The sequence below is a fragment of the Pseudoduganella lutea genome, assembly GCF_004209755.1.
Taxonomy (GTDB): Bacteria; Pseudomonadota; Gammaproteobacteria; order Burkholderiales; family Burkholderiaceae_D; genus Rugamonas; species Rugamonas lutea.
In genome coordinates this window covers 6,327,376-6,347,816 of record NZ_CP035913.1, presented here as the reverse complement: position 1 = coordinate 6,347,816, position 20,441 = coordinate 6,327,376, and the positions used below count along the sequence as shown (strand labels likewise).

15 protein-coding genes are annotated in these 20,441 nt (G+C 66.0%); 3 read left to right on the top strand and 12 right to left on the bottom strand.

Translation table 11 applies throughout. From position 1 onward, the window contains the following. Positions 1–69: 69 nt before the first annotated feature. The gene (locus tag EWM63_RS26755; protein WP_130189247.1) at positions 70–2,853 is read right to left on the bottom strand and encodes a TonB-dependent receptor; all 2,784 of its coding nucleotides are present in this window, start codon (positions 2,851–2,853) and stop codon (positions 70–72) included. Between the two features lie 450 nt (positions 2,854–3,303). Between EWM63_RS26755 and EWM63_RS26750 the strand changes: the two genes are divergently transcribed. Further along, positions 3,304–4,005, top strand: coding sequence for a hypothetical protein (locus tag EWM63_RS26750; RefSeq protein WP_130189246.1), 702 nt, complete (start codon positions 3,304–3,306; stop codon positions 4,003–4,005). Here EWM63_RS26750 and EWM63_RS26745 read toward each other — a convergent pair. Next, positions 4,002–4,913, bottom strand: coding sequence for a DUF3616 domain-containing protein (locus tag EWM63_RS26745; protein WP_165390950.1), 912 nt, complete (start codon positions 4,911–4,913; stop codon positions 4,002–4,004). The genes EWM63_RS26750 and EWM63_RS26745 overlap by 4 nt on opposite strands. Before the next feature lie 179 nt (positions 4,914–5,092). After that, positions 5,093–5,416, bottom strand: coding sequence for a hypothetical protein (locus EWM63_RS26740; protein ID WP_207221166.1), 324 nt, complete (start codon positions 5,414–5,416; stop codon positions 5,093–5,095). Between the two features lie 297 nt (positions 5,417–5,713). Here EWM63_RS26740 and EWM63_RS26735 point away from each other — a divergent pair, with 297 nt between their 5' ends. Next, positions 5,714–5,902 (top strand): hypothetical protein, encoded by a 189-nt coding sequence (locus tag EWM63_RS26735; RefSeq protein WP_130189244.1) that lies wholly within the window; start codon positions 5,714–5,716, stop codon positions 5,900–5,902. 161 nt (positions 5,903–6,063) lie between these two features. On the opposite strand, the gene EWM63_RS26730 is transcribed toward EWM63_RS26735, so the two are convergent. The 8 genes from EWM63_RS26730 to EWM63_RS26695 form a co-directional block, all read right to left on the bottom strand. After that, a complete protein-coding gene (locus EWM63_RS26730; protein ID WP_130189243.1) occupies positions 6,064–7,014 on the bottom strand; it encodes a glycoside hydrolase family 43 protein in 951 nt (316 codons plus the stop codon). A 14-nt stretch (positions 7,015–7,028) separates the two neighbouring features. After that, positions 7,029–9,929: a TonB-dependent receptor gene (locus EWM63_RS26725; RefSeq protein WP_130189242.1), complete on the bottom strand. Its 2,901-nt coding sequence runs from the start codon at positions 9,927–9,929 to the stop codon at positions 7,029–7,031. Between the two features lie 170 nt (positions 9,930–10,099). After that, a complete protein-coding gene (locus tag EWM63_RS26720) occupies positions 10,100–10,930 on the bottom strand; it encodes a carbohydrate ABC transporter permease (RefSeq protein ID WP_130189241.1) in 831 nt (276 codons plus the stop codon). Beyond that, positions 10,927–11,790 carry a carbohydrate ABC transporter permease gene (locus EWM63_RS26715; protein WP_130189240.1) on the bottom strand — a complete coding sequence of 288 codons (864 nt, stop codon included), beginning with the start codon at positions 11,788–11,790 and terminating at the stop codon, positions 10,927–10,929. Before EWM63_RS26715 ends, EWM63_RS26720 begins: the two co-directional genes overlap by 4 nt. A 14-nt stretch (positions 11,791–11,804) precedes the next feature. After that, positions 11,805–13,097 carry an extracellular solute-binding protein gene (locus EWM63_RS26710; RefSeq protein ID WP_130189239.1) on the bottom strand — a complete coding sequence of 431 codons (1,293 nt, stop codon included), beginning with the start codon at positions 13,095–13,097 and terminating at the stop codon, positions 11,805–11,807. Between the two features lie 131 nt (positions 13,098–13,228). After that, positions 13,229–15,214 carry a glycoside hydrolase family 2 TIM barrel-domain containing protein gene (locus tag EWM63_RS26705; RefSeq protein WP_207221165.1) on the bottom strand — a complete coding sequence of 662 codons (1,986 nt, stop codon included), beginning with the start codon at positions 15,212–15,214 and terminating at the stop codon, positions 13,229–13,231. 42 nt (positions 15,215–15,256) lie between these two features. After that, positions 15,257–15,685, bottom strand: a complete 429-nt coding sequence (locus EWM63_RS26700; protein ID WP_130189238.1) for a hypothetical protein — start codon at positions 15,683–15,685, stop codon at positions 15,257–15,259. Next, on the bottom strand, positions 15,655–17,103 hold the full coding sequence (locus EWM63_RS26695; protein WP_165390949.1) for a family 43 glycosylhydrolase: 1,449 nt from the start codon (positions 17,101–17,103) through the stop codon (positions 15,655–15,657). Before EWM63_RS26695 ends, EWM63_RS26700 begins: the two co-directional genes overlap by 31 nt. Before the next feature lie 353 nt (positions 17,104–17,456). On the opposite strand from EWM63_RS26695, the gene EWM63_RS26690 reads away from it, so the two are divergent. Next, positions 17,457–17,870 (top strand): BLUF domain-containing protein, encoded by a 414-nt coding sequence (locus EWM63_RS26690; protein WP_130189236.1) that lies wholly within the window; start codon positions 17,457–17,459, stop codon positions 17,868–17,870. Between the two features lie 242 nt (positions 17,871–18,112). Here the strand turns inward: EWM63_RS26690 and EWM63_RS26685 are convergent, their stop codons facing one another. Next, on the bottom strand, positions 18,113–20,311 hold the full coding sequence (locus EWM63_RS26685) for an NADP-dependent malic enzyme (RefSeq protein WP_130189235.1): 2,199 nt from the start codon (positions 20,309–20,311) through the stop codon (positions 18,113–18,115). Positions 20,312–20,441: the final 130 nt, after the last annotated feature.

The window sequence follows — 20,441 nt, the reverse complement described above, 5'->3', positions numbered from 1 at the left end:
ACGATAGAAGTGGCAACGATGTGAAAAAGGGGCGCCGCGGCGCCCCTTTCGCATTCCCGTGCGGGTCGGTCAGAACGCCACGCGCACGCCCACGTTGACCCGGCGCCCCACGTCTTCCAGCATCAGGAACTGGCTTTCGTTGCTGGCATACTCGTGCGCCTGCTGGTTCGACAGGTTGATCGCGTCGGCATAGATCGCAATCGTGTCCGTGAGGTTGTAGCGCAGGCTGGCATCGGTCTGCCCATACGCGGCGCGGTTGCGCGGCTGGGTGCTGCCGCCACCGCAGTTGATCGAGAAGTGATTGCGCCAGTTGTAGCTGGCACGGGCCTGGAAGCTGCCGTTCTCGTAGAACACCGAGCCGTTGTACGACTGTTTCGACAGACCCGGGTAGCCGCACACCAGCGCGGCCGCATCGCCATCGCGCTCCGCGGAAGCATCCACATAGGTGTAGTTTGCCGACACGCCGAAGCCACGCAGCCACGGGATCGCATCGTCGAACGCGTACTGGCCCGCGATCTCCAGGCCCTTGATCTTGCCCTTCTGCCCGTTGCGCACGCGGCTGTCGTGCACCACCTCGTCGTACTGGGGAATGCGCATGTCGACCAAGCGCGTCTCCAGGAAGTCGGACACCTTCTTGTAGAACAAGGCCGCGCTGACGTAGTTCGTCTTCGACAGGTACCACTCATACGACAGGTCGAGATTCTTCGACTGCATCGGATTCAGGTAAGGATTGCCGCCACCCGTCTGCACGTCGCCGAACCTGCCGCCGTACCAGTTGTCGACACCCATCTGCGACAGCGTCGGCCGGGTTTCCGTCTTCGATGCCGCCAGGCGCAGCAGCATGTCCTTCGTCACGTCGAACTTCACGTTGGCCGACGGCAGGTAGCTGTTGTAGCTGTTGTCGACGCTGGTGGCCACACGCGGACCCCAGTTCAGGATATAGGTCGTGTCGTTCGGGCTTTTCGTGGCCGACAGCAGTTCGCGGGAGAAACCGGTCGAACGCGATTTCACGTGCACCACGCGTACCCCGGCGTTGGCCGACCAGCGCTCGCCTTCCCACTTCGTGTCGAGGAAGATGCTCGACACCTTTTCCCGCACGCCCCACTGCGACGCCGGCGCCGCATAGTTGATCCCCATCGGGCCATTCGGGTAGCGCGACTTGTCGCCGTACAGGGCCGGGTCGTTCGACTGGCCCAGCAGCGACGGCTGGTTCAGGTAAGCCATGTATTCGTTCGGATCGAAGCGCAGGAAGGCCTTCGGCACCTGGCCGCCGGTGCCGAAGAAATCGTCCATCGGCGTCACGGTGAACAGCGACGACGGCAGCGCCACGTGGTAGCCGCTGAACGCATTCCACGAATCGGCTTCGAACTCGTGGCGCCCCACTTCGCGCTGCGAATACGACACGCCCGTGTCGATGCCCTTGAAGGGGCCTTCCTCGCGGTTCCACGACAGGTTCAGCCGGCCCTCGTGCAGCTTGTCGGAATTGGACACTTCGCCGTTCGACACGGCGTGGGCCCGCACCGCCGTGGGATCGGCGATGTTGTCGCCGAAGATCACGGTAGGCCTCGCGCCGAAGGTCAGCACGTCGCCGTTCCTGGGCAGCATACCGGCCACCACCCACTGGTCCGGCGATTGCGACGTCGTGCGCGAGGTGGAGACATCGCCTTCCAGCTTCCAGTCCGGCGCCAGCTGCCATTTCGAGTTCAGGCCGAAGGCCTTGGTTTCCGACAGCCGGTCACCGCCCTTGACGATCATGTCGTTCGAATTGCCTTCGGTGAGTGGGCTTCCTTCGCCCACCAGGCCCGGGTTGTTCGCGTAGAAATCCGACCCCGGGCGCTGGAACGACGTCACCTGGTCGTTGTCGTCGTACTGCACGCCGACCTGCACCGGGTTGTTCCAGTCGCTGAAGGCGATCACCTTGTTGCGCTGGTCGAGGCGCGAATACAGCGCATCGGCCGACAGCTTCCAGTCGCGCGACGGGTTGTACTGCACGGTCAGGTTGCCGACCGTCCGCTTGCGGCTTTCATCCTCGACCTGGAAACCGAAGCTCTGCGGCATGTACAGCTTCCGCGTCGTCACGTCGGCCATCGTCAGGCCGCGCGAGTTCAGGTCGCCGTTGATCATCGTCACGTCGCGGTAGTGCCAGTCGTCCGTCACGGCCTTGTTCTGCTTCGAGGCGCGGTCGGTGTACGACACCGAAGCCGTCACGCCGAAGGTGCGCGCCTCGTTGGCGAAGGTGTACATGCCGGCCAGGTTCGGCGTGTGCTCCTTGGAATTGTCGTCGTAGGAGTGCGAGACGTTGATCACCGACGAATGGCCGGTCTTGCCGGACAGCGGGCGCGCCGTCTGCACGTCCACGGTCGATCCAATGCCGCCTTCGGGCAGGAAGGGCTGCGAGGTTTTGTAGACGAGCACCTTTGAAATCAGGTCGGACGACAGCAGGTCGAACGAGAATTCCCGCCCGCCCGTGTCACTGGTCAGCGTGCGCCCGTTGACGAGCACATTGTTGAACTCCGGTCCGAGCCCGCGCACCGAGATATAGCGGCCCTCGCCGTTATTGCGCTGGATTTGCACGCCGGTCACGCGCTGCAGCGATTCGGCGATATTCGTGTCCGGGAATTTGCCCGCATCCTCGGCCGAGACGGCATCGACCACGCCATCCTGCATGCGCTTGGTATTCAATGACGAGCTGAGCGAAGCCCGGATGCCGCTGACGACGACGGTTGCCGCATTTTCGGGCTGTGCCGTGTTCCCGGTGGTGCCCTGCGCATCCTGTGCGAATGCCGACAGCGGAATCAGTATTTCGGCGATCAGTGCCGCCAGCACGGTCTTGCGCATGCGATGTTTTTGCATTCTTTGGTCTCCTTGTTTTTTGGTGTTAGAGCTTTCAGCAATGCTGGGCACTTCATGCCGGAAATTTGCATTCCCCGGCGCATGGACGTTCCCCATCACTGCAGTCTCGTCGCCACCCATTATTGGCAATCCGATATGGCAACGTTACCATTTTTGATGGTACACGCGCGGTTTTCAGGCGCGCCTATAACTTTTTCATCAATTGGTATTCCGTTTGAAGATAGCTGCAAAGCGCCCGGGAATACGGCTCCGACAGTGCAATCCAGCGAAACCCGCTTATCGTTTTCCGTTACAAAAATACAACAGTTCGCCGACGGGCGGCAGCGTAACTGGGCGGGATGTATCCGCTCAGCGACTTGAGCACCGCGCCCTTCGTGGCTGCCGCACAATGGATAACCCTTTTGTGAAACCGCCGTGCCGATGCCTGATCCGCTGCCCAAATGGCTTTATATGTTGCTGCTCGCCCTACTGACGGCTGCCGCCACGGCCCATGCCGGCCCGACGGAGGCGACGGAGCCCCCAAGGGTGATCGTGCCAGGCGCGAAAATCGCCATCGGTTGGCCATACGCGGTGCTGGCGGAAGGCATGGATGCGTTCGACGATGGGCGGCACGATCTGGCGCCACGGGCGGGGTTGCGGTTCCGCCTCCTGCTGACACCGGGCGTCACGGCGCTCGACAATGTTGTCATGACCCTTGTCGACGGCGACCGGCTGACGCCGGTGCCACTCGCGCTGGATGGCTTCTTTACGCTGGCGCGGCAGGACTTGCCCGGCGATGCCGAACTGGCCGTCAATCGCAACGTCGGCCAGTTCGACGCCAACCGCACGCCGCAACCGGACGTGCGCACGCCGGGGCTGCCGGACAATGTGCGCCGCATGGGCGACCTGCGCCTCGAATGCCGCGTGAAGATGGCGATGGCCAGGCATCTTTTCGGCTTCATGCAGAGTGCCGCGATCAGCCTGGCGGGCGGCACAGACTGGTGCGCGCCGCGCAAGGGCGGCGGCTACAGCGTCAACGCGGGACGGCCAGTGGCCCATGCCGCGCTTGCCGAAGAAGGCCGCGCGCTGGCGCTGGCCGTCAAGGCGGGCGCCGCCGCCATTCCCATTGCCGACCCTTCATGGAGCGACGATGCGCTGGTGACGTTCGACTAGGCGCCCCAATAAGTGTCCCACTCGCCGCGCGGAATCGACAGGCGGCGGAATGTCCGCTCTTCGACGGCCACTTCCTTGCATTTGCGGCCGCCCGACTGTGCCTTGCCGTCATCGGACAGCACGTGCATCGTGCCCTGCGCGTCGAAGAACAGCGACTCCGGGTGCAGGCCGGCGAGCGCGGGCACATCCACGGCCAGTGGCCTGTCGCCGGCGCGGCCGGACCAGCGGTACAGCGCATAGTCGTCGCCTGCCGCCGGCGGACCGGCGGCGATGTAGTACGCATCGCCATACCATTCGATCGCACGGATACCGCGACCCGCAAGGTCGAGCAGGATGGGCGCCCCCAGCTCGGCCCTGCCGCCATCGAGCAGCGGCGCGGGGTCCGCCACCGGCACGATCAGCGCCCAGCCGTGCGGCACGGGATTGCGAAACCCGACCAGCAGGCCACCACCCGGCGTGGCCGCGAGACCTTCGATGCACAGGCCACCCGGATCCTTCGGCGCCTTGCGGGCCGCCTTGGCGAGTTCGAAATGGTCCAGCAGCGGATGCGCCAGCATGTCGTCCAGCAGGCGGCGGTAGGGCTTGCCGACAGGCCGGCCCGCCGGATCGGTGGCGAACAACTGGCAGCGCGTGGCGCTAGACCTGCCCTTCTTGTCGCAGCCGTGCGACGTGATCCACCAGACCTGGCCATTCAATTCGGCCGCGCCTTCGATGTCGGCCTCGCCACCATCCTCGGTATCGAGAAACGGCGTCAGGTCGCATTCGCGCACGGGAGGCCCCGCGTCGTAGCGGTAGACGTGCAGCACGTTGGTCTCGTCGTCGGCCGCGATGAAGTGCTCGTCATCAAGCGGCACGGCCGCCGATGCATCGCAGATTCGGTAGTGGACGAAATGTTCGGCATGGTTCATCGCATGTTCTCCTTTGGTCATCCGTTTAGAGGCGTTCCGTTTTGATGCGTTCGTAGTCGCCGGAAGTCGACGGCGGCTCCGGACATGGGAACGCGCGGCATGCAGTATGCGCGCAAACAATGACAAAAAGATAGCGATGAAGCGGCCGCGCGTGCGCGGCCGCCCGGTGGAAGGCTGGCTTATTCGGCCGTTGCTTCCGGCTTGAAGTGCACGGGGCTGATGCGGAACTTCTGGCGGCGATCGCCCATCAGATAACGCAGGTCGCGGATCGACAGTTCGCTCACTTCATGCATGCGTATCAGCAGCGAAGCGCCGACAGGCAGCTTCAGGTGACGGATCTTGCTGATCACGGGCGGTGCCACTTCGAGCGAACGGGCCAGGGCCGCGTCGTTCTTCAGGTGCATGATGTCGATCAGGCCATCGAGCAGGCGGTTCGGGTTGTAGGTCAGCGTTTCCTCGTCGGACATGACGTGGGCCAGCACTTGGGGGGAATCGGGTTTCATCAAGGCTCCAGATACGGGTCGGCGGCACGCATGCGCGGCTCGCCTTCATCGCAAACGCGACGGGCTAGGGTCAATGTTTTGCTCGGGGGCTCGGAACAGCTGCAATAGTGCAGCATATTATGCCGTGCGGCAATATTTTCAAGAGAAAGGTGTTGCGTCCATGACAAACGACGGTTCGCCGACCCGTTCGCGAAGGTGAACTGGCGCACGGTAGCGCAGAGTCCGGCCTAATACGATGAAGTCATTGCATCACTGATAGCAATACATTACGCAACAAGCAACCCAAGGAGAGACAAGATGTACAAAGTCCGCCGCGCCTATTCCCGCACCGATATCGAAACCGAACTGATCATCAACCGTGCGCTGCTGCTGCAGCAGTCCACCGGGCTAAAGGATGCGCACATGTTCCTGACACGCAAGCGCATCAAGCCTTCCGTCATCAAGCGCGTACTGGCGATGCCGGGCGAGCGGCGGGATTTTTCGTGAAATAACGCACGTCGAATTGAGCGGTTGAGCGCTGAAACATCAACCGCTGGTAGATGGCAGCGAAACACCGGTGTCTGACACTATTTTCGGGAAGATTCACCCCGAAAATAGTGTCAGACACCGGTTTTCTTATGCCGCAGGAGAAAACAGCTTTTACACCGCTACACCGGCGCCGCCTGCGGCGTTGCGGTGGGCCCCTCCGTCACCGGCCGGCCGCCTTCCCACCGCAGCCGGTCGATGCACATGCGCCGCCCGGCACGGTCCGGCCCCCAGGCGTGGTACACGATCCACGTTTCATCGCCACCCGGCGACGCCACGAACGAATTGTGGCCCGGGCCGATCAAGTGCCCCGGCAGTGTACTCATCAGCAGCGCCCGCCCGCCCTCTTCCGGCCGTCGGTATGGCCCAAGCGGATGGTCGGCCACCACGTAGCTGACGCCATAGTTTTCCTTTTCCCAGGCCCCGCCGCTGTAGAAGCAGTAATAACGCCCCTCCTGCTTCAGCACGGCCGCGCCTTCCACCGTGTGCCAGTCGTAGACGTTGCCATACATCGTGCGCTGCTTCAGGAACAGGTGCCAGTCCTCGTGCGGCCGGTGCACCATGCGCGGCTTGCCTTCCAGCGCCGTCATGCTGGTCATCCGGTCGACGACGATGCCGGTGCCCACGCGGTGGTCGTCTTCCAGCTCGAGGAAATCGACGCAGTAGAACAGATACCACTGGCCGTCGTCATCCTTGAACGGGTGGGCATCGATCGAGAATGGCTGGTCGGGCACCAGGACCACGCCGGCATCGACAAAGGGCCCGGCCGGATCGGCGCTCGTGGCCACGCGCAGCTGGTGATCACGCCCCTCGATGCCCTGCGTCGAGTAATACATGTAGAACATGCCGTCGTCGTACGCCACTTCTGGCGCCCAGAAGTCATGGCCGCCTGGCGGCACGAGGGCGTAGCCGAGCGGTTCCCAGCTCACCAGGTCCGGCGAGCGCAGCACGGGGAACGCGCGCCCGTCCGCCCCGCCCGGTGCCGTGCCATAGGCATAGTAATAACTCCCATGGCGCAGCACGAACGGGTCGGCGAACGTCGCCGGGTACACGGGATTCACATACTCAGTCATGCATGACTCTCCGATCACAGCTTGAACCGCAGGCCCAGGCCATACGTGGTGGGCGTGTAGCGGATGTCGCGCGGGCGCATCGTGTCGCCCACGTAGCTTTCGTACTTCTCTTTCGTCAGGTTGATCGCGTCGAACTGCAGCGAGATGTTCCTGGTGAGTTCGTACGACAGCGACAGGTCGACATACGTGGATGCCTTGACGACCCGGTCCTGCAGGAAGCGCGGTTCGGCCACCTGTTCCACGTAGTCGCCGCGCCGCGTGGCCGCCAGCCGCCCGGTCAGGCCGTGGCCTTCGTAGAGCAGCGCGAAGTTGTGGCTCTTGCGCGCCACGTCGATCAGCCGGGTCTTCGTCAGCGCGGCCGAATTCACGTCGAGCCGGGTTTCGTTCTCGTCCTTGATCCACGTGAAGTTGTACTGTGCGCCGAAGCCGCTCCAGAAGCCGGGCAGGAAGTCGAAGAATTTCTGCGTGCCGAATTCAAAGCCCTTCAGCGTGCCCTGGCCGGAGTTCTGCGGCCGCGTCACGCGGTAGCGCTGGCCGTCGATGATCTCGTCCTGCGTGTAATCCTGCAGGTAGCCCGTGAAGTCGCGATGGAACAAGGCCAGTTGCGCATAGCCGTTGCCGGTGAAATAGTATTCCAGCGTCGCATCGAGATTGGTCGACTTGGTCGGCGCCAGGTTGGCATTGCCGGCGCTGCCGGTGCCCGGTGCGTTGACGGTGGGCGGGATCAGCGACAGCGCGGGGTTCAGGCGCAGGAAGTCCGGCCGCGTCAGCGTCTTGCCGGCCGAGAAGTGGGACTGCAGGTTCTGGCGCCAGCCGACCAGGGCGGAGATGCTCGGCAGGTAGTTGTTTTCCGATGTCGACAGGTCGATCGGCGTGATCACGTCGCCCACGCGGCTCGTGCCTTCCAGCTTGCGCTTCACGTGGATGACGCGCACGCCCGCATCGCCGCTCACGTCGATGCCGCCGACCGTGGTCTGCCAGCGCGCGCTGACATAGCCGGCGGTCGAGCGCTCGCGCTGCTCGAACACACGGTTCGGGTCATCCGGCACGCGGCCCGCCGGCGCCCCGTACACGGCGCGCACGCGGTCCGCCTGGTCGATCAGGAAGTCGTACGACGGCACGTAGTACTGGCCGCCCAGCCGGTCCACGCCGGGGCTGAGGGTTTCAAAGCCCGGCCCGAACGCGTCGACCGGATTCGGCCGCGCGGTGCGGTTTACGTCGCTCGCCCGTTCCGCCGAATGATAGGTGGTGGAACGCGACGACAGTTTCAGGCCCACGTTGATCGCGCGGACGAATCCTTCGCTCAGCTTGTACGTGCCGTCGGTGCGCCACTGGGTCTGCTTGCCGAGCGACTCTTCCCAGTTCTGCACGAGGCCGCGCAGCACGAACTCGCGTGGGTCGCGCAGTGGCGTTCCGCTGGTGGGCGTCGTCACGGCGTTGTACCCGCCGTGACCATCCGCCCCATACGTATAGACATTCACCGTGGCGTTGGGAATCTGCTGGTCGACGATCACCCGGTCCTGGATGAACTTCGAGTGGGTGAACGCCAGGCCCGTCGTGACGTCCCACGGCCCGTCGCGGAAGCGCAGCTTCGTGTTCAGGAAATGGGTGTTCGTGCGCTCCTGCGTGCCCCAGGCACTGGTGGCGACATAGGGATCCCAGTCATAGGGGTTCGGGGAAAACTGCGCGGGTGGCGCGACGGCCGACACGATCGGGCAGATCTGCCCCGACGGCGTGTCGCAGCCCCGGTCGCCCAAGACCACGTTGTTCAGGCGCGGCGCCCAGCCCACGATGCCCAGGATATAGTCGGTCGCGGTGCGGGCACGATAGCCGGTGCCGAGGTATTGCGTGGTGAAGTCGAGCTTCGGATTGATCTTCCACTGGAATGCGCCATGCCCGGAAAAGCGTTCGCGTTCGCCGCCGTTGTAGATGCCGCCCACCTGCGGCAGGTTGCCCAGCCGGTCGCCCGCGTTCAATGGCGCGAGCGGCTGGTCGTCGTTCAGCCGCACGGCCGTGCCGTCCGGGCTGACCGAGAAGATGCGGTCCGGGCGGTCCACCCACTGCACCGGATAGCCCCAGTGCTCCTTGTTGTACGCCACATCGACCAGCAGGCCCATTTCGCCGGCGCCGCTGTTCCAGCGGTCGCTGTACAGCGCGCCGCCGCCGGGGCTGTTGCGGGTCTCGGCGGCGTCGCTGCCGTTGACCTTCTGCCGGCGGTTTTCCAGGTAGCCGGTCACGGTCCGGCCCTTGTAGTCGAACGGCGCGCGCAGGCGGATGTCGATGGCGCCGGCGATGCCGCCCTCTGGCTGGTTGGCGGTGGCGGACTTGTACACGTCCATGCCGCCGATCGATTGCACGGGCAGGTCCTGGTATTGCAGGCGGCGACCGCGGCCGGTGAAGATGTCGTTGCCGTCCAGCGACGTGACCACGTCCGGCAGGCCGCGGATCGTCACCGTCGATGTCTCGCCCCGGTCGCGGCCCACCTGCACGCCGGCGATCCGTTGCAGCGCATCGCCGGCCGCGCGGTCGGGGAACTTGCCGATATCGTCGGCGTTGATCGAGTCCACGACCTGGGTGGCGTCGCGCTTGATCTGCTCGGCCGAACGGATGCTGCGGCGAATGCCCGTCACTTCCACGGTGGCGATGGGGCCGCCCTGCACGGCGGCATCACTACCGCCGGTGGCCTGCGCCGGCGCGGACTGGCCGGACGTGTCCGGCGTGGCCTGGCCGGCGGCTGGCGCGGAAGGCGAAGAAGATGCGGAAGGCGTGTCGGCCGGTTGGGCCGGAGGTTGGGCCGCGGTGGGCGGTGCGGCGGGGTCGGGGGTTTGCTGCGCGCCGGCGGCACCGGCGGCCATTGCGCACAGGGCGGCGGCAACGGCACGGCGCATTGGCGTCGTCATCAAGGGGGAAATCATGGCTGTCTCCGATGTCTGGGCTGTTCTTGGAAGAGGTCGTGCCAGGCTCGTGACGCTTCGCCTGGAGAAGCTGCCTGATGATCATAGACACAAGCTTTATTTGACGCCAACTCCTTAGGCCGTTTCGGTTGCGCGGGCGCGACGTTTCGCGACGCCCGCCCGGCAGGGCACTACCCTTTCAGGCCCGTAGCGGCCAGCAGCCCCTGCGTAACGCGGCGCTGGAACACGATGTAGGCCAGCGCGACGGGGAAGGCGCCGAGCAGCGCGGCCGCCATCAACTGCGCGTAGCGCACGCCGAACGCATCGTAGGTTTGCGTGAGGCCGAGGGGGATCGTCATCATGTCGTTCGACGTGACGATGATGAACGGCCACAGGAAATTGTTCCATGCCGCGATGAACGTGACGATCGCCATCGCCCACACGATATTGCCGGACATGGGCAGGTAGACACTCCACAGCACCCGCAGGGGCGATGCCCCGTCCAGCAGCGCGGCATCGCGGAAATCGTTCGGCACCGCGTCGAAGAACTGGCGGAACACATAGATCACCACCGGCGACACCACTTGCGGCAGCACGATGCCGGCATAGGTGTTGATGAGGCCAAGCCCGTTCATCGTGCGGAACAGCGGCACCAGCAGCGCCTCGAACGGCAGCAGCAGTGCCAGCATCGACACCATGAACAGCAGGTTGCGCCCGCGAAAACGCAGCTGGGAAAACGCAAAGGCGGCCATCAGGCTGATCGCCATCGTGACGGCGGTGACGGCCAGCGCCACCAGTGCGCTGTTGAACAGCCAGCGCGGCACGTTGCCAGCGCCGAGCGTCTTCGTGAACGCTTCCACGGTCCAGCGCTGCGGCAGCAGGTGCAGGGTGGGCGCGATGGTCTCGTACTCGGGCCGCAGCGACGTCGACAGCGCCCACAGCAGCGGCGCCACCCACAGCATCGCCAGCGCCAGTGCCGACACGGCGGCCACCACGGTCCAGTGCAGCGGCGTATGCTTCATGCGCGCCCCTTTCGTTTGCGCAGCAGCAGCGCCTGCGCCAGTCCCAGTGCGACAACGATGAACATGAATGCCATGGCCACGGCCGCGGCGTAGCCGGCGTCGCTTTGCGTGAACGCCGTTTCATACATGTAGTGCAGCGTGACCCGCGTCGTATTGAACGGCCCGCCCGTCGTCATGATGTAGGTCTGGCCGAACACTTTCAGCGAAGCGATCAGTTGCAGCACGAGCGCCGTGATCGTCACGGGCATCAGCGCCGGCCACGTGATGTAACGGAACACGGCGAAGCCGCGCGCGCCGTCCAGCGCCGCGGCCTCGTACTGCTCGCGCGGGATATTGCGCAGGCCGGCGATGAAGATCAGCATGTTGAAACCCACCGTCCACCAGACCGTGGCGATCGCCACGACGGGCATGGCCCAGTCCACGTCGGAAAACCACGCGCGCTGCACGCCCAGCAGGTGGTTGACGATGCCCGACGAGGGCTGCAGCATCCAGTCCGCGATCAGCGTCATCACCGAGATCGGCAGCACATAGGGCAGGAAGAACGCGCCCTGCAGCCAGCCCGACGCCTTCGTGAAATGGTCCACCAGCAGCGCCATCACCAGGCCGAGCGCGGTCAGCGGAATGACCGTCAGCAGCGAAAAATAAAACGTGTTGCCGAGCGATGACCAGAACGACGGGTCGTGGATCAGCGTGTCATAGTTGGCCAGCCCGACAAACGCGCTGGTGCGCGTCAGGCTGCTCTCGGTCAGCGACAGGTACAGCGTCTGCAAGGCGGGCAGCAGGAAGAACAGCACGAATGCCGCCATGAAAGGCAACAGCAGCAGCATGGCGGACAGCATCTCGGACCGGCGACCCCTCATCGGTTCTCCATTCTTCAATAGCGTGGCGGGCGCTTCTTCAGCAGGCGCTGCGCTTCGCTTTCAAAACGGCGCAGCGCGTCGGCGGGCGTCAGTTGGCCGGCCAGCGGCGCCGGCAGGAATTTCGATGCGATCGCTTCCAGCGGCCCCGCCGCACCCATGTACCAGCCGGCCGGGTCGTAGACGACATTGGCCGCGGCCGCGGCGTATTCCGCGTTCGGCATCAGCGCGCGCGCCGCGGCGGACTCGGCCACGGGTCGGTACACGGGAATGTGGCCGCCCTCGGCCCAGCCGAACGAATGCGTGCTGACATAGGCGACGAACTTCAGCACCGCGCGGGTCTTTTCGGGCGTCATCGGCCGGCCCGCGTTGGCGGGAATCGCGAACCCGTGCGAATCGGCCCAGGTGCTGGCATTGTTGTACAACTGCGGCAACGGTGCGATGCCGTAACGGAAACCGATCGTGCCGGCCTTCGTGCCGCGCACCAGCTCCGGCACTTCCCATACCCCGTTGATCATGAAGCCGGCATTGCCGGCCATGAACTGGCTGGTCGAAGCGGGGTAATCCTGCCCCGCCGTCGCGTAGCCGGCACGGAACCAGTGCGCGATCGCGGCCAGCGTGCGTTCACCGGCGGGCCCGTAGGCGAACTGGCCGTTCGCCACCACGGGCAGGCCCTGCTGGGCCAGCAGCGACAGCCACAGGCGCCAGATCGCATAGGTGCTTTGCGCCGCCTCCATCGCGAGGCCCGCCTTGCCCGTCTTTTCCTTCACGGCGCGGAACGCGTTCGTGAGCGCCGGCATGCCGACGATGGTGGTCAACCTGCCTTGTGCATCGAGCAGGCCGGCCTTGCCGGCCAGATCCTTGTTGTAATACAGGACCAGCGGGTGGGTGTCGAGCGGCACCGCATAGGCGCCGCCCTCATAGTGCGAGCGGGCCCACTGGCGCGGCAGGAAATCGCTGCCCCGCAGGCCGGCGGACGCCAGCTCGGCGGTGGTGATGGGCCGCAGCACGCCGCCGCCGGCCAGGTTCGGCAGGCGCGACAGGTGGATCGTCGCCAGGTCCGGCCCCGCGCCGGCCACGGTGGCCGTGATCACCTTTGTGTAGAACGGCTCGCCCCACTTGAGCGTGGTGCTTTCCACGCGCACTTCCTGCTGGGAAGCGTTGAACGACTCGATCAGCGCGCGCATGCGGGCGCCGTCGCCGCCGGACAGCAGCGTCCACATCTGCACCACCTGCACCTCGGCCCGGGCCGGGCCGCCGCAACAAAGCAGCAGCGCCAGCGCCACGGCCGACCATTGGCCAGCTCGCATTCCGTGTCTCCGCTCGTTGTTCTGTTCCTGCTTTTTTCGCTATCGCTGTCGTTATCGTAGCAATTGCCGTTGTCGCTGCCGCTGTCGTTACCGTTCGGGCGTTCGCGGCCGCGTTCGTGGCCGACCTTCCGCTAGGCCGCCTCGCTGGGCAACCGGAAACCAGGCTCCGGCGCCGCCATACCCGGCTGGTCTTCCGGCCCGGCCGACGCGTGCGTGGTTTCCGGCGTCGCGGGCACGGCCGCGGCCTGGCCCCCCATCGGCGCCGGCTCGGGCGCACGCTTGCCACGCCACAGTTCACTGTGCCCCAGCGGGTCCGTGTACCAGTCGTGCAGCCGCGCATCCGGCCCGCGCGTGGCTTCGGCCAGCGCGGCGATCGGTGCTTTCGGCACGCGCTGCTCCGTCAGCAGGCCGTTCTTTTCATGGAACGTGTCCGTCAGCTGCGTGTAGCAGAAGCCGGACAGCGGCCGGCAGCGGTGGATCGCGTCCATCAGCCGGCGGTAGCGTTCCAGCAGTTCCTCGCCGTCGCGCGCCACCGAATAGCCCCATCCTTTCGGGTCGGCTTCGTCCATGCACGCGATACCGCCGAACTCGGACAGGAACAGCGGCTTGCCGGTGCCCTCGAAACCGTCGATCACGAGGCGGCGCCGGGCCGGGCGCACGTGTTCGAACGTGTACTTCAAGCCTTCGCGGGTGCCATAACGCGACACCAGTTCCTCGGGGTCGGCATGGTAGTCGTGGATGTTGACGAAGTCGCCGCACGGCATTTCCCAGCCGTCGTTGCCCACCACGGGGCGCGTGCCGTCCAGCGCCCGCGTCATGTGGTACATGGCGCGCACGAAGTCGACCTGGCGGTGATCGTGCATCAGTTCCGGCACGCCCCACGATTCGTTGGTGGGCACCCAGGCCACGATGCACGGGTGGGAAATGTCGCGCGCGACGAGTTCCTTCCACTCCTCCATCACGCCGTGCACGGTTTCGCTGGAAAAGCCGTAGGCCGACGGCATTTCCGCCCACACGCACAGGCCCATCACGTCGCACCAGTACAGCCAGCGCGGGTCTTCCGATTTCTGGTGCTTGCGCACGCCGTTGAAGCCGAGCCGCTTGATCAGCACTACGTCCTGGCGCAGCTGCTCGGCGGATGCCACCATCAGGCTTTCCGGCCAGTAGCCCTGGTCCAGCACCATGCGCAGGTAATACGGCCGGCTGTTCAGCAGGAAACGGTCGCCATCGACGGACACCGTGCGCAGCGCCGTGTAGCTGACCACATGGTCGAGCACGAGTCCATCGGCCGCGTGCAGCGTGATCTCCGCATCGATCAACTGCGGGCTTTCCGGGCTCCACATCCAGTGTGCCCGCGCATCGTCGATGCCCGGATCCGGCAGCTGGAACAGCCGTGACAGCCGGTTTTCAAGCAGCATGCAGCGGTCGGACACGAGCACCTGGTCGCCCAGGCGCAGCACCACGTTGACGGTGCTGCCGGGCGCGTGGTGCGTGATGTCAGCATCAAGGCGGATCTGCCACGTGAACACATCGGCCGTCCAGCGCACCGCGGCGACGTGCGAGCGTGCCACCTTCTCCATCCAGACGGTGCGCCAGATGCCGGTGGTACGGGGATACCAGATCGAATGGGGCTCCAGCTCCCAGTCCATCTTGCCGCGCACCTTGTGCATGTCGTGCGGGTCGTCCTCGGCCTGCACGACGATCTCCATCGAACGGCCATCGAGGTAGCGTGTCACGTCGATCGAGAACGGCCCGTGGCCACCCTTGTGCTGCATGGCGAAGTGGCCGTTGATCCACACCCGCGCGCGGTGGTTGACGGCGCCGAAGTGCAGCTTGAGCCGCTCGTCCGGCGATGGCAGCAGGTCGTCGTCCAGCCCCACCACCCGCCGGTACCACACGCGCCGGCGGAAGCCGCGGTCGTGCACGCCGCTGGCCGCCGCCTCGGGCGGGAACGGCACGATGATCGTGCGGTCGAACGGCACGTCGGCCGGATCGTGGTGCACGGCATCGTCGTCCAGCATCGCCTGCCACGGTCCGTCCAGGTTCAGCCATTGGTGGCGCCGCAACTGCGGCCGGGGGTGGTCCACGATCTCGTTCTCCTTGGGCAGGGCTCTCATCACGTTTGTCCTTATGATAAGTCTTTTATCCGTCGCGCAGTGTCACGGTTGAGTAACCGTGACGCTCGCGTCTTCCTTGCCGGCCGCTGAGTGGGGTGGACGCAACGCACCCGTCCGCAGTGCGCTCACCGCCAGCGGCCCGAACGTCACGTTCCGGCCGCCGCCCCCCATCGCCACGAGGCCGATGCGCGGTGCCGGGCCCAGCCGGTGCGTCCACGTGCCGCCGCCGACCCAGTCCCGGCCATCACGGCTGGACCACGCGGTCCACCGCTCGCTTCCGTCCACGCGCCGCACGTCCAGCCGCAGCCACGTCCAGCCCTCCCGCGCAGCCGGCGTTCCCGCCACCGTGTTGCCGTACCGGGGGTGATGGGCCGGCACCGGTTTCTGTTCCTTGGCGAACTCCACCTGGTGCAGCCCTGCGGATGCGAGCACGGACAGCTTCACGTAGTTGTCGTCATCCCGCATTGCCACGATGCCGGCCTGCACATGCGGCGTGCAGCAATCGTCCGCCGCATCGAGCCGCACCCGCGTTTCGATGCGCAGGTCGCCAGCGCCAGCCGGCAGTGGGCGCGACAGCACCGGCGCCGTGTTGGTGTCCACGTGCAGGTCACCGGGCTGCGTGCGCCAGGCCAGGCCTTCCGGCGTCGCACGCCACGTGCCGGGGTCGCGCAGCCAGCGCCAGGGCGCGGCTGGCGGTTGCGTGAAGTCCTCGCGCCAAAGCAAGCGCACGTCGACGCCGGTGCCGGCAAACGCCGGGGCGGGTCGCGTGCCCCCGCGGTCGTCGCAGGGGCCGGCAGTGCGCGATCCGATGGCCCCTGCCCTTCGGCCACGACCGGCCAGCCGCCGACCCAGTCCACGCGGTCCAGCAGCGCCGGCCGACGCGTCAGGCCCGGCGCGAAGACCGGGTCGGCCAGGTCGATGGCATGGTAGATCGTCCACCACTGCCCCGCCGCATCCTGCAGCACCGAATTGTGCCCCGCGCCCACCCAGCGGTTGCCGCTCTGCGGCAGCACCGGCGTACCGCCCGCCCGCGCCGCCGCCATGTCGTTGCCCTGCCGGTCCAGGAATGGCCCGAGCGGGCTGGCGGCGCGGCCCACGTGCAGCGCATAGCCCGTCAGCGGACCGGCGCAGCAGTCGGTGGCCGATGCGAACAGGTAGTACCAGCCATCGTGGCGCACCACCTCGGCCCCTTCGTACCGGCCCGACGTGCCGACACGCCGCGGCTCGCCTTCCACCGACAGGCCGTCGGCGGCCAGGCGCTGCACGAACAGGCCGCCGCCATAGCTGCCGTAGTACAGCCAGCGCGTGCCGCGGTCGTCGACGACGACATCCGGATCGAACGTCCAGTCAAACTTGCATCCCGGCGCCGCCCGGCGCGGGCCGACCACCGGCTTGCCGCTGGCCTGCCACGGGCCGGCCGGTGACGCGCTGCTGGCGACGCCAATGGAACTGTCGCCATCGCAGCCCGGCTCGGGACTATGCGCATCGGCGGTATCGGTGATCGTGTAGTACAGCCAGTAACGGCCATCGTGATATTGCGGCTCCGGCGCCCACAGCCAGGACTTCGGCGCGGCGGGCGCCGGGCGGTCGGTAAAGGCGTCGCTTACCCAGTCCCAATGCACCAGGTCGGTGGACCGGTAAACGGGCAGGAAGCGGAAGCGGTAACCGTCCCCTTCCCGCTCGTTGCGGCTCACCGGGTCGGTGGTGCAGTACAGGTACCACGTGGCTTGCGCGGCCTGCGGATCGCGCAGCACGGCCGGGTCGGCGCAGTTCTGCGCCAGCTCGCCGCTGGCCAGCCTGACCGGCAGCGGATTGTGATACGTGGTGGGCACTTGCGCAGCAGCGGCGGCATGGAAGACCGCCGCCAGGAGAAACAGGCATGACCGCACTGGCTGCTCCTTTTTTTGCCAAAGGGCGCAAGGTAGCATGGCTGGCTCGCCGGTGGTGCACGGGTGGCTGCGGGGTCCAGGGCTGGCCAGCCCGCCTGAATGCCCTGGCCCGAATTCCCGGGCCATGCGATGTCGGGCATCCCTTCCCGCATTCGGTTAGTTGCAATATTGGCGAAGCTGGTCGGTTCGTTTGAACTGGTCCATTCGTCCAGTCCTGATCGCTCTGCACGTTGCCGGGAGCCCGCGCCCTGACGCATTCCTGCACCTGGCCAGTGAAAGAACGCCCCAAAAAACAAAGGCCAGTTAGACTAGGCCAGGAAATATCAAACCGCAACCCGCCACGATCGCCTGCCATGTCACTTCATCAACTCGTCTACCTGAGCCAATCCACCCGCAAACTGGAAAAGGAAGAATTGTCCGCCATCTGGACGCAGGCCAAAGCCAACAATGCGAGGATCGATGTCACCGGAAGCCTGTTCTACAACGGCGGCTGGTTCATGCAGGTACTGGAAGGCCCTGCCCCGGTCCTGGCCTCCCTGTATGACAAGATCAGCAAGGATCCCCGTCACCATGACCTGCGCCTCCTGTATAACGAGCCGGCGGCCTTCCGTACCTTCGTGCGCTGGACCATGAACATGACGAACCTGGAGGAGCGGCAGGCCGACAAGTACGAGGAACTCGTCGACATCGTCGAGGCCGCAAAGACGGGGCGCAAGATCTACGGCATGTCGCCGGCGGTGACCTTGCTGAACTTCTTCAAGGCGTGATGCCTTGACGAAGCCGGGCACGACGTTCGCATAGCCGGGCGCACGCCCGCTTCGCAAGCGTACCGGCTGCCGATGTCGCGATGGACACAGGGCCCGGCATCGGTGGCAATCGCGCCGGCGGCCATTACCGCGCAAGCAGGACGACCCGACTTCGCGGCAATGATGCCTGGCTCAGACTGCGCGCCCATGTGAAAAGGGCCGCCAGCGTGCTGGCGGCCCTTCTAGTTACCCGGCGAAGCCGATCAGCGCACGGCGTCAGCCACGGCCACGGCCGTCATGTTGACGATACGGCGCACCGTCGCACCCGGGCCGAGAACGTGCACGGGCTTGGCGGCGCCCAGCAGCACGGGGCCGACGGTCACGCCCTTGCCGCCCGTAACCTTCAACAGGTTGAAGGCGATGTTGGCCGCATCCAGCGACGGCATCACCAGCACATTGGCTTCGCCTGTGAATCCAGGCACCACGCCGCCCACCAGTGCCACGTCGCCCTGCACTTCGCCGATCACCGGCAGTTCCGGCACCACCTCGGCCAGCACGGCGCGGGCATCGCGCATCTTGCGGGCGGACGGGCGCTCGGACGAGCCGGCCGTCGAGTGCGACAGCAGCGCGACCTTCGGCTCCAGGCCGAAGTGACGCACCTGCGCGGCGGCCAGTTGGGCGATGGCGGCCAGTTCCCGCGCGGTCGGGTCGTCGTTGACGTGCGTGTCGGCCACGAACAGCGTGTGCTTTTCCAGCACCAGCGCATTCATCGTCGCCATCACTTCCACGCCCGGCGCCAAGCCGATCGTGGCGCGCACCTGCTCGAGATGCGTGTCGATGCTGCCGCGCAGGCCGCAGATCACGGCATCGGCTTCGCCGGCCTTCAGCAGTGCCAGCGCGTGGTCCGTCGTATCGGCGCCACCGGCATCGGCCAGCGTGAAGTCGGTGCCGCGCTTCAGGCGCAGGCCGGCGGCGGCGATCGCCGCGTCGACCTTGCCGGCCTCGCCCACCAGTACCGGCTTGGCCAGGCCTTCGTCGACGACGGTCTGCACGGCGCGCAGCACGCGCTCGTCGTCGCCCTCGGCGTACACCACGCGTTTCTGCGCGGCCTTGGCGGCCGTGAACAGTGGCTTCATCACGAGGCCCGTGTGGAATACCTGCTGCTCGAGCTGGGCGCGGTAGGCGGCCAGGTCGGCGATCGGCGTGGCGGCGACGCCCGATTCCGCGGCGGCCTTCGCCACGGCCGGCGCGATGGCCGCGATCAGGCGCTGGTCGAACGGTTTCGGGATGATGTAGTCAGGGCCGAACGTCAGGCTCTGACCGGCATAGGCGGCGGCCACCGTCTCGGACACTTCCGCTTCGGCCAGTTCGGCGATCGCCACCACGCAGGCCTGCTTCATTTCTTCGGTGATGCGCGTGGCGCCGCAATCGAGGGCGCCGCGGAAGATGTACGGGAAGCACAGCACGTTGTTGACCTGGTTCGGGTAATCCGAACGGCCGGTGGCGATGATGCAGTCCGGCCGCGCGGCCAGCGCCACTTCGGGGCGGATTTCCGGTTCCGGGTTGGCCAGCGCCAGGATCACGGGGCGGTCGGCCATCGTCTTGACCATGTCGCCCGTCAGCACGCCCGCGGTCGAGCAGCCCAGGAACACGTCGGCACCGCGCACGATGTCGGCCAGCGTGCGCGCATCGGTGTTCTGCGCGTAGCGCGCCTTGTTTTCTTCCATGTTTGCTTCGCGGCCCTGCCAGATCACGCCGCGCGAGTCGGTCACGTACACGTTCTCGCGGCGCACGCCCAGGCCCACCATCATGTCCAGGCAGGCGATCGCCGCGGCGCCGGCGCCGGAGGCCACCAGCTTGATGTCGCCGATGCGCTTGTTGGCCACCTTCAGCGCGTTGATCAGCGCGGCGCTGGAAATGATCGCCGTACCGTGCTGGTCGTCATGGAAGACGGGAATGTTCATCCGCTCGCGCAGCTTCTTCTCGATGTAGAAGCACTCGGGCGCCTTGATGTCTTCCAGGTTGATGCCGCCCACGGTCGGTTCCAGCATGGCGATGGCGTCCACCAGCTTGTCCGGGTCGTTCTCGGCCAGTTCGATGTCGAACACGTCCACGCCGGCGAACTGCTTGAACAGGCAACCCTTGCCTTCCATGACGGGCTTCGATGCCAGCGGGCCGATATTGCCCAGGCCGAGCACCGCGGTGCCGTTCGTGATCACGGCCACCAGGTTGGCGCGCGACGTGTACTCGGCGGCGGCGGCCGGGTTGGCGGCGATTTCCTCGCAGGCGTAGGCGACGCCCGGCGAATAGGCCAGCGACAGGTCGCGCTGGTTCGACAGCGGTTTCGTCGGCACCACTTCGATCTTGCCGCGGGTGGGGAAGCGGTGGTATTCCAGCGCGTCCGTGCGCAGTTGCTGTTCGCGGCGCGCGTCCGTGCTGTCTTCGTTCTGCTCGTAGGTCATGCAATCTCCTTCAGGCCGCCCATCGCGGCACCGGAACGGCGCCGCCTGGGCGAATTGGTAATGGTGGAACCGGTCGATCTGGCACGGCGATATCAAAGTGATACGCCATGCGAAACCGTCAATATTACCC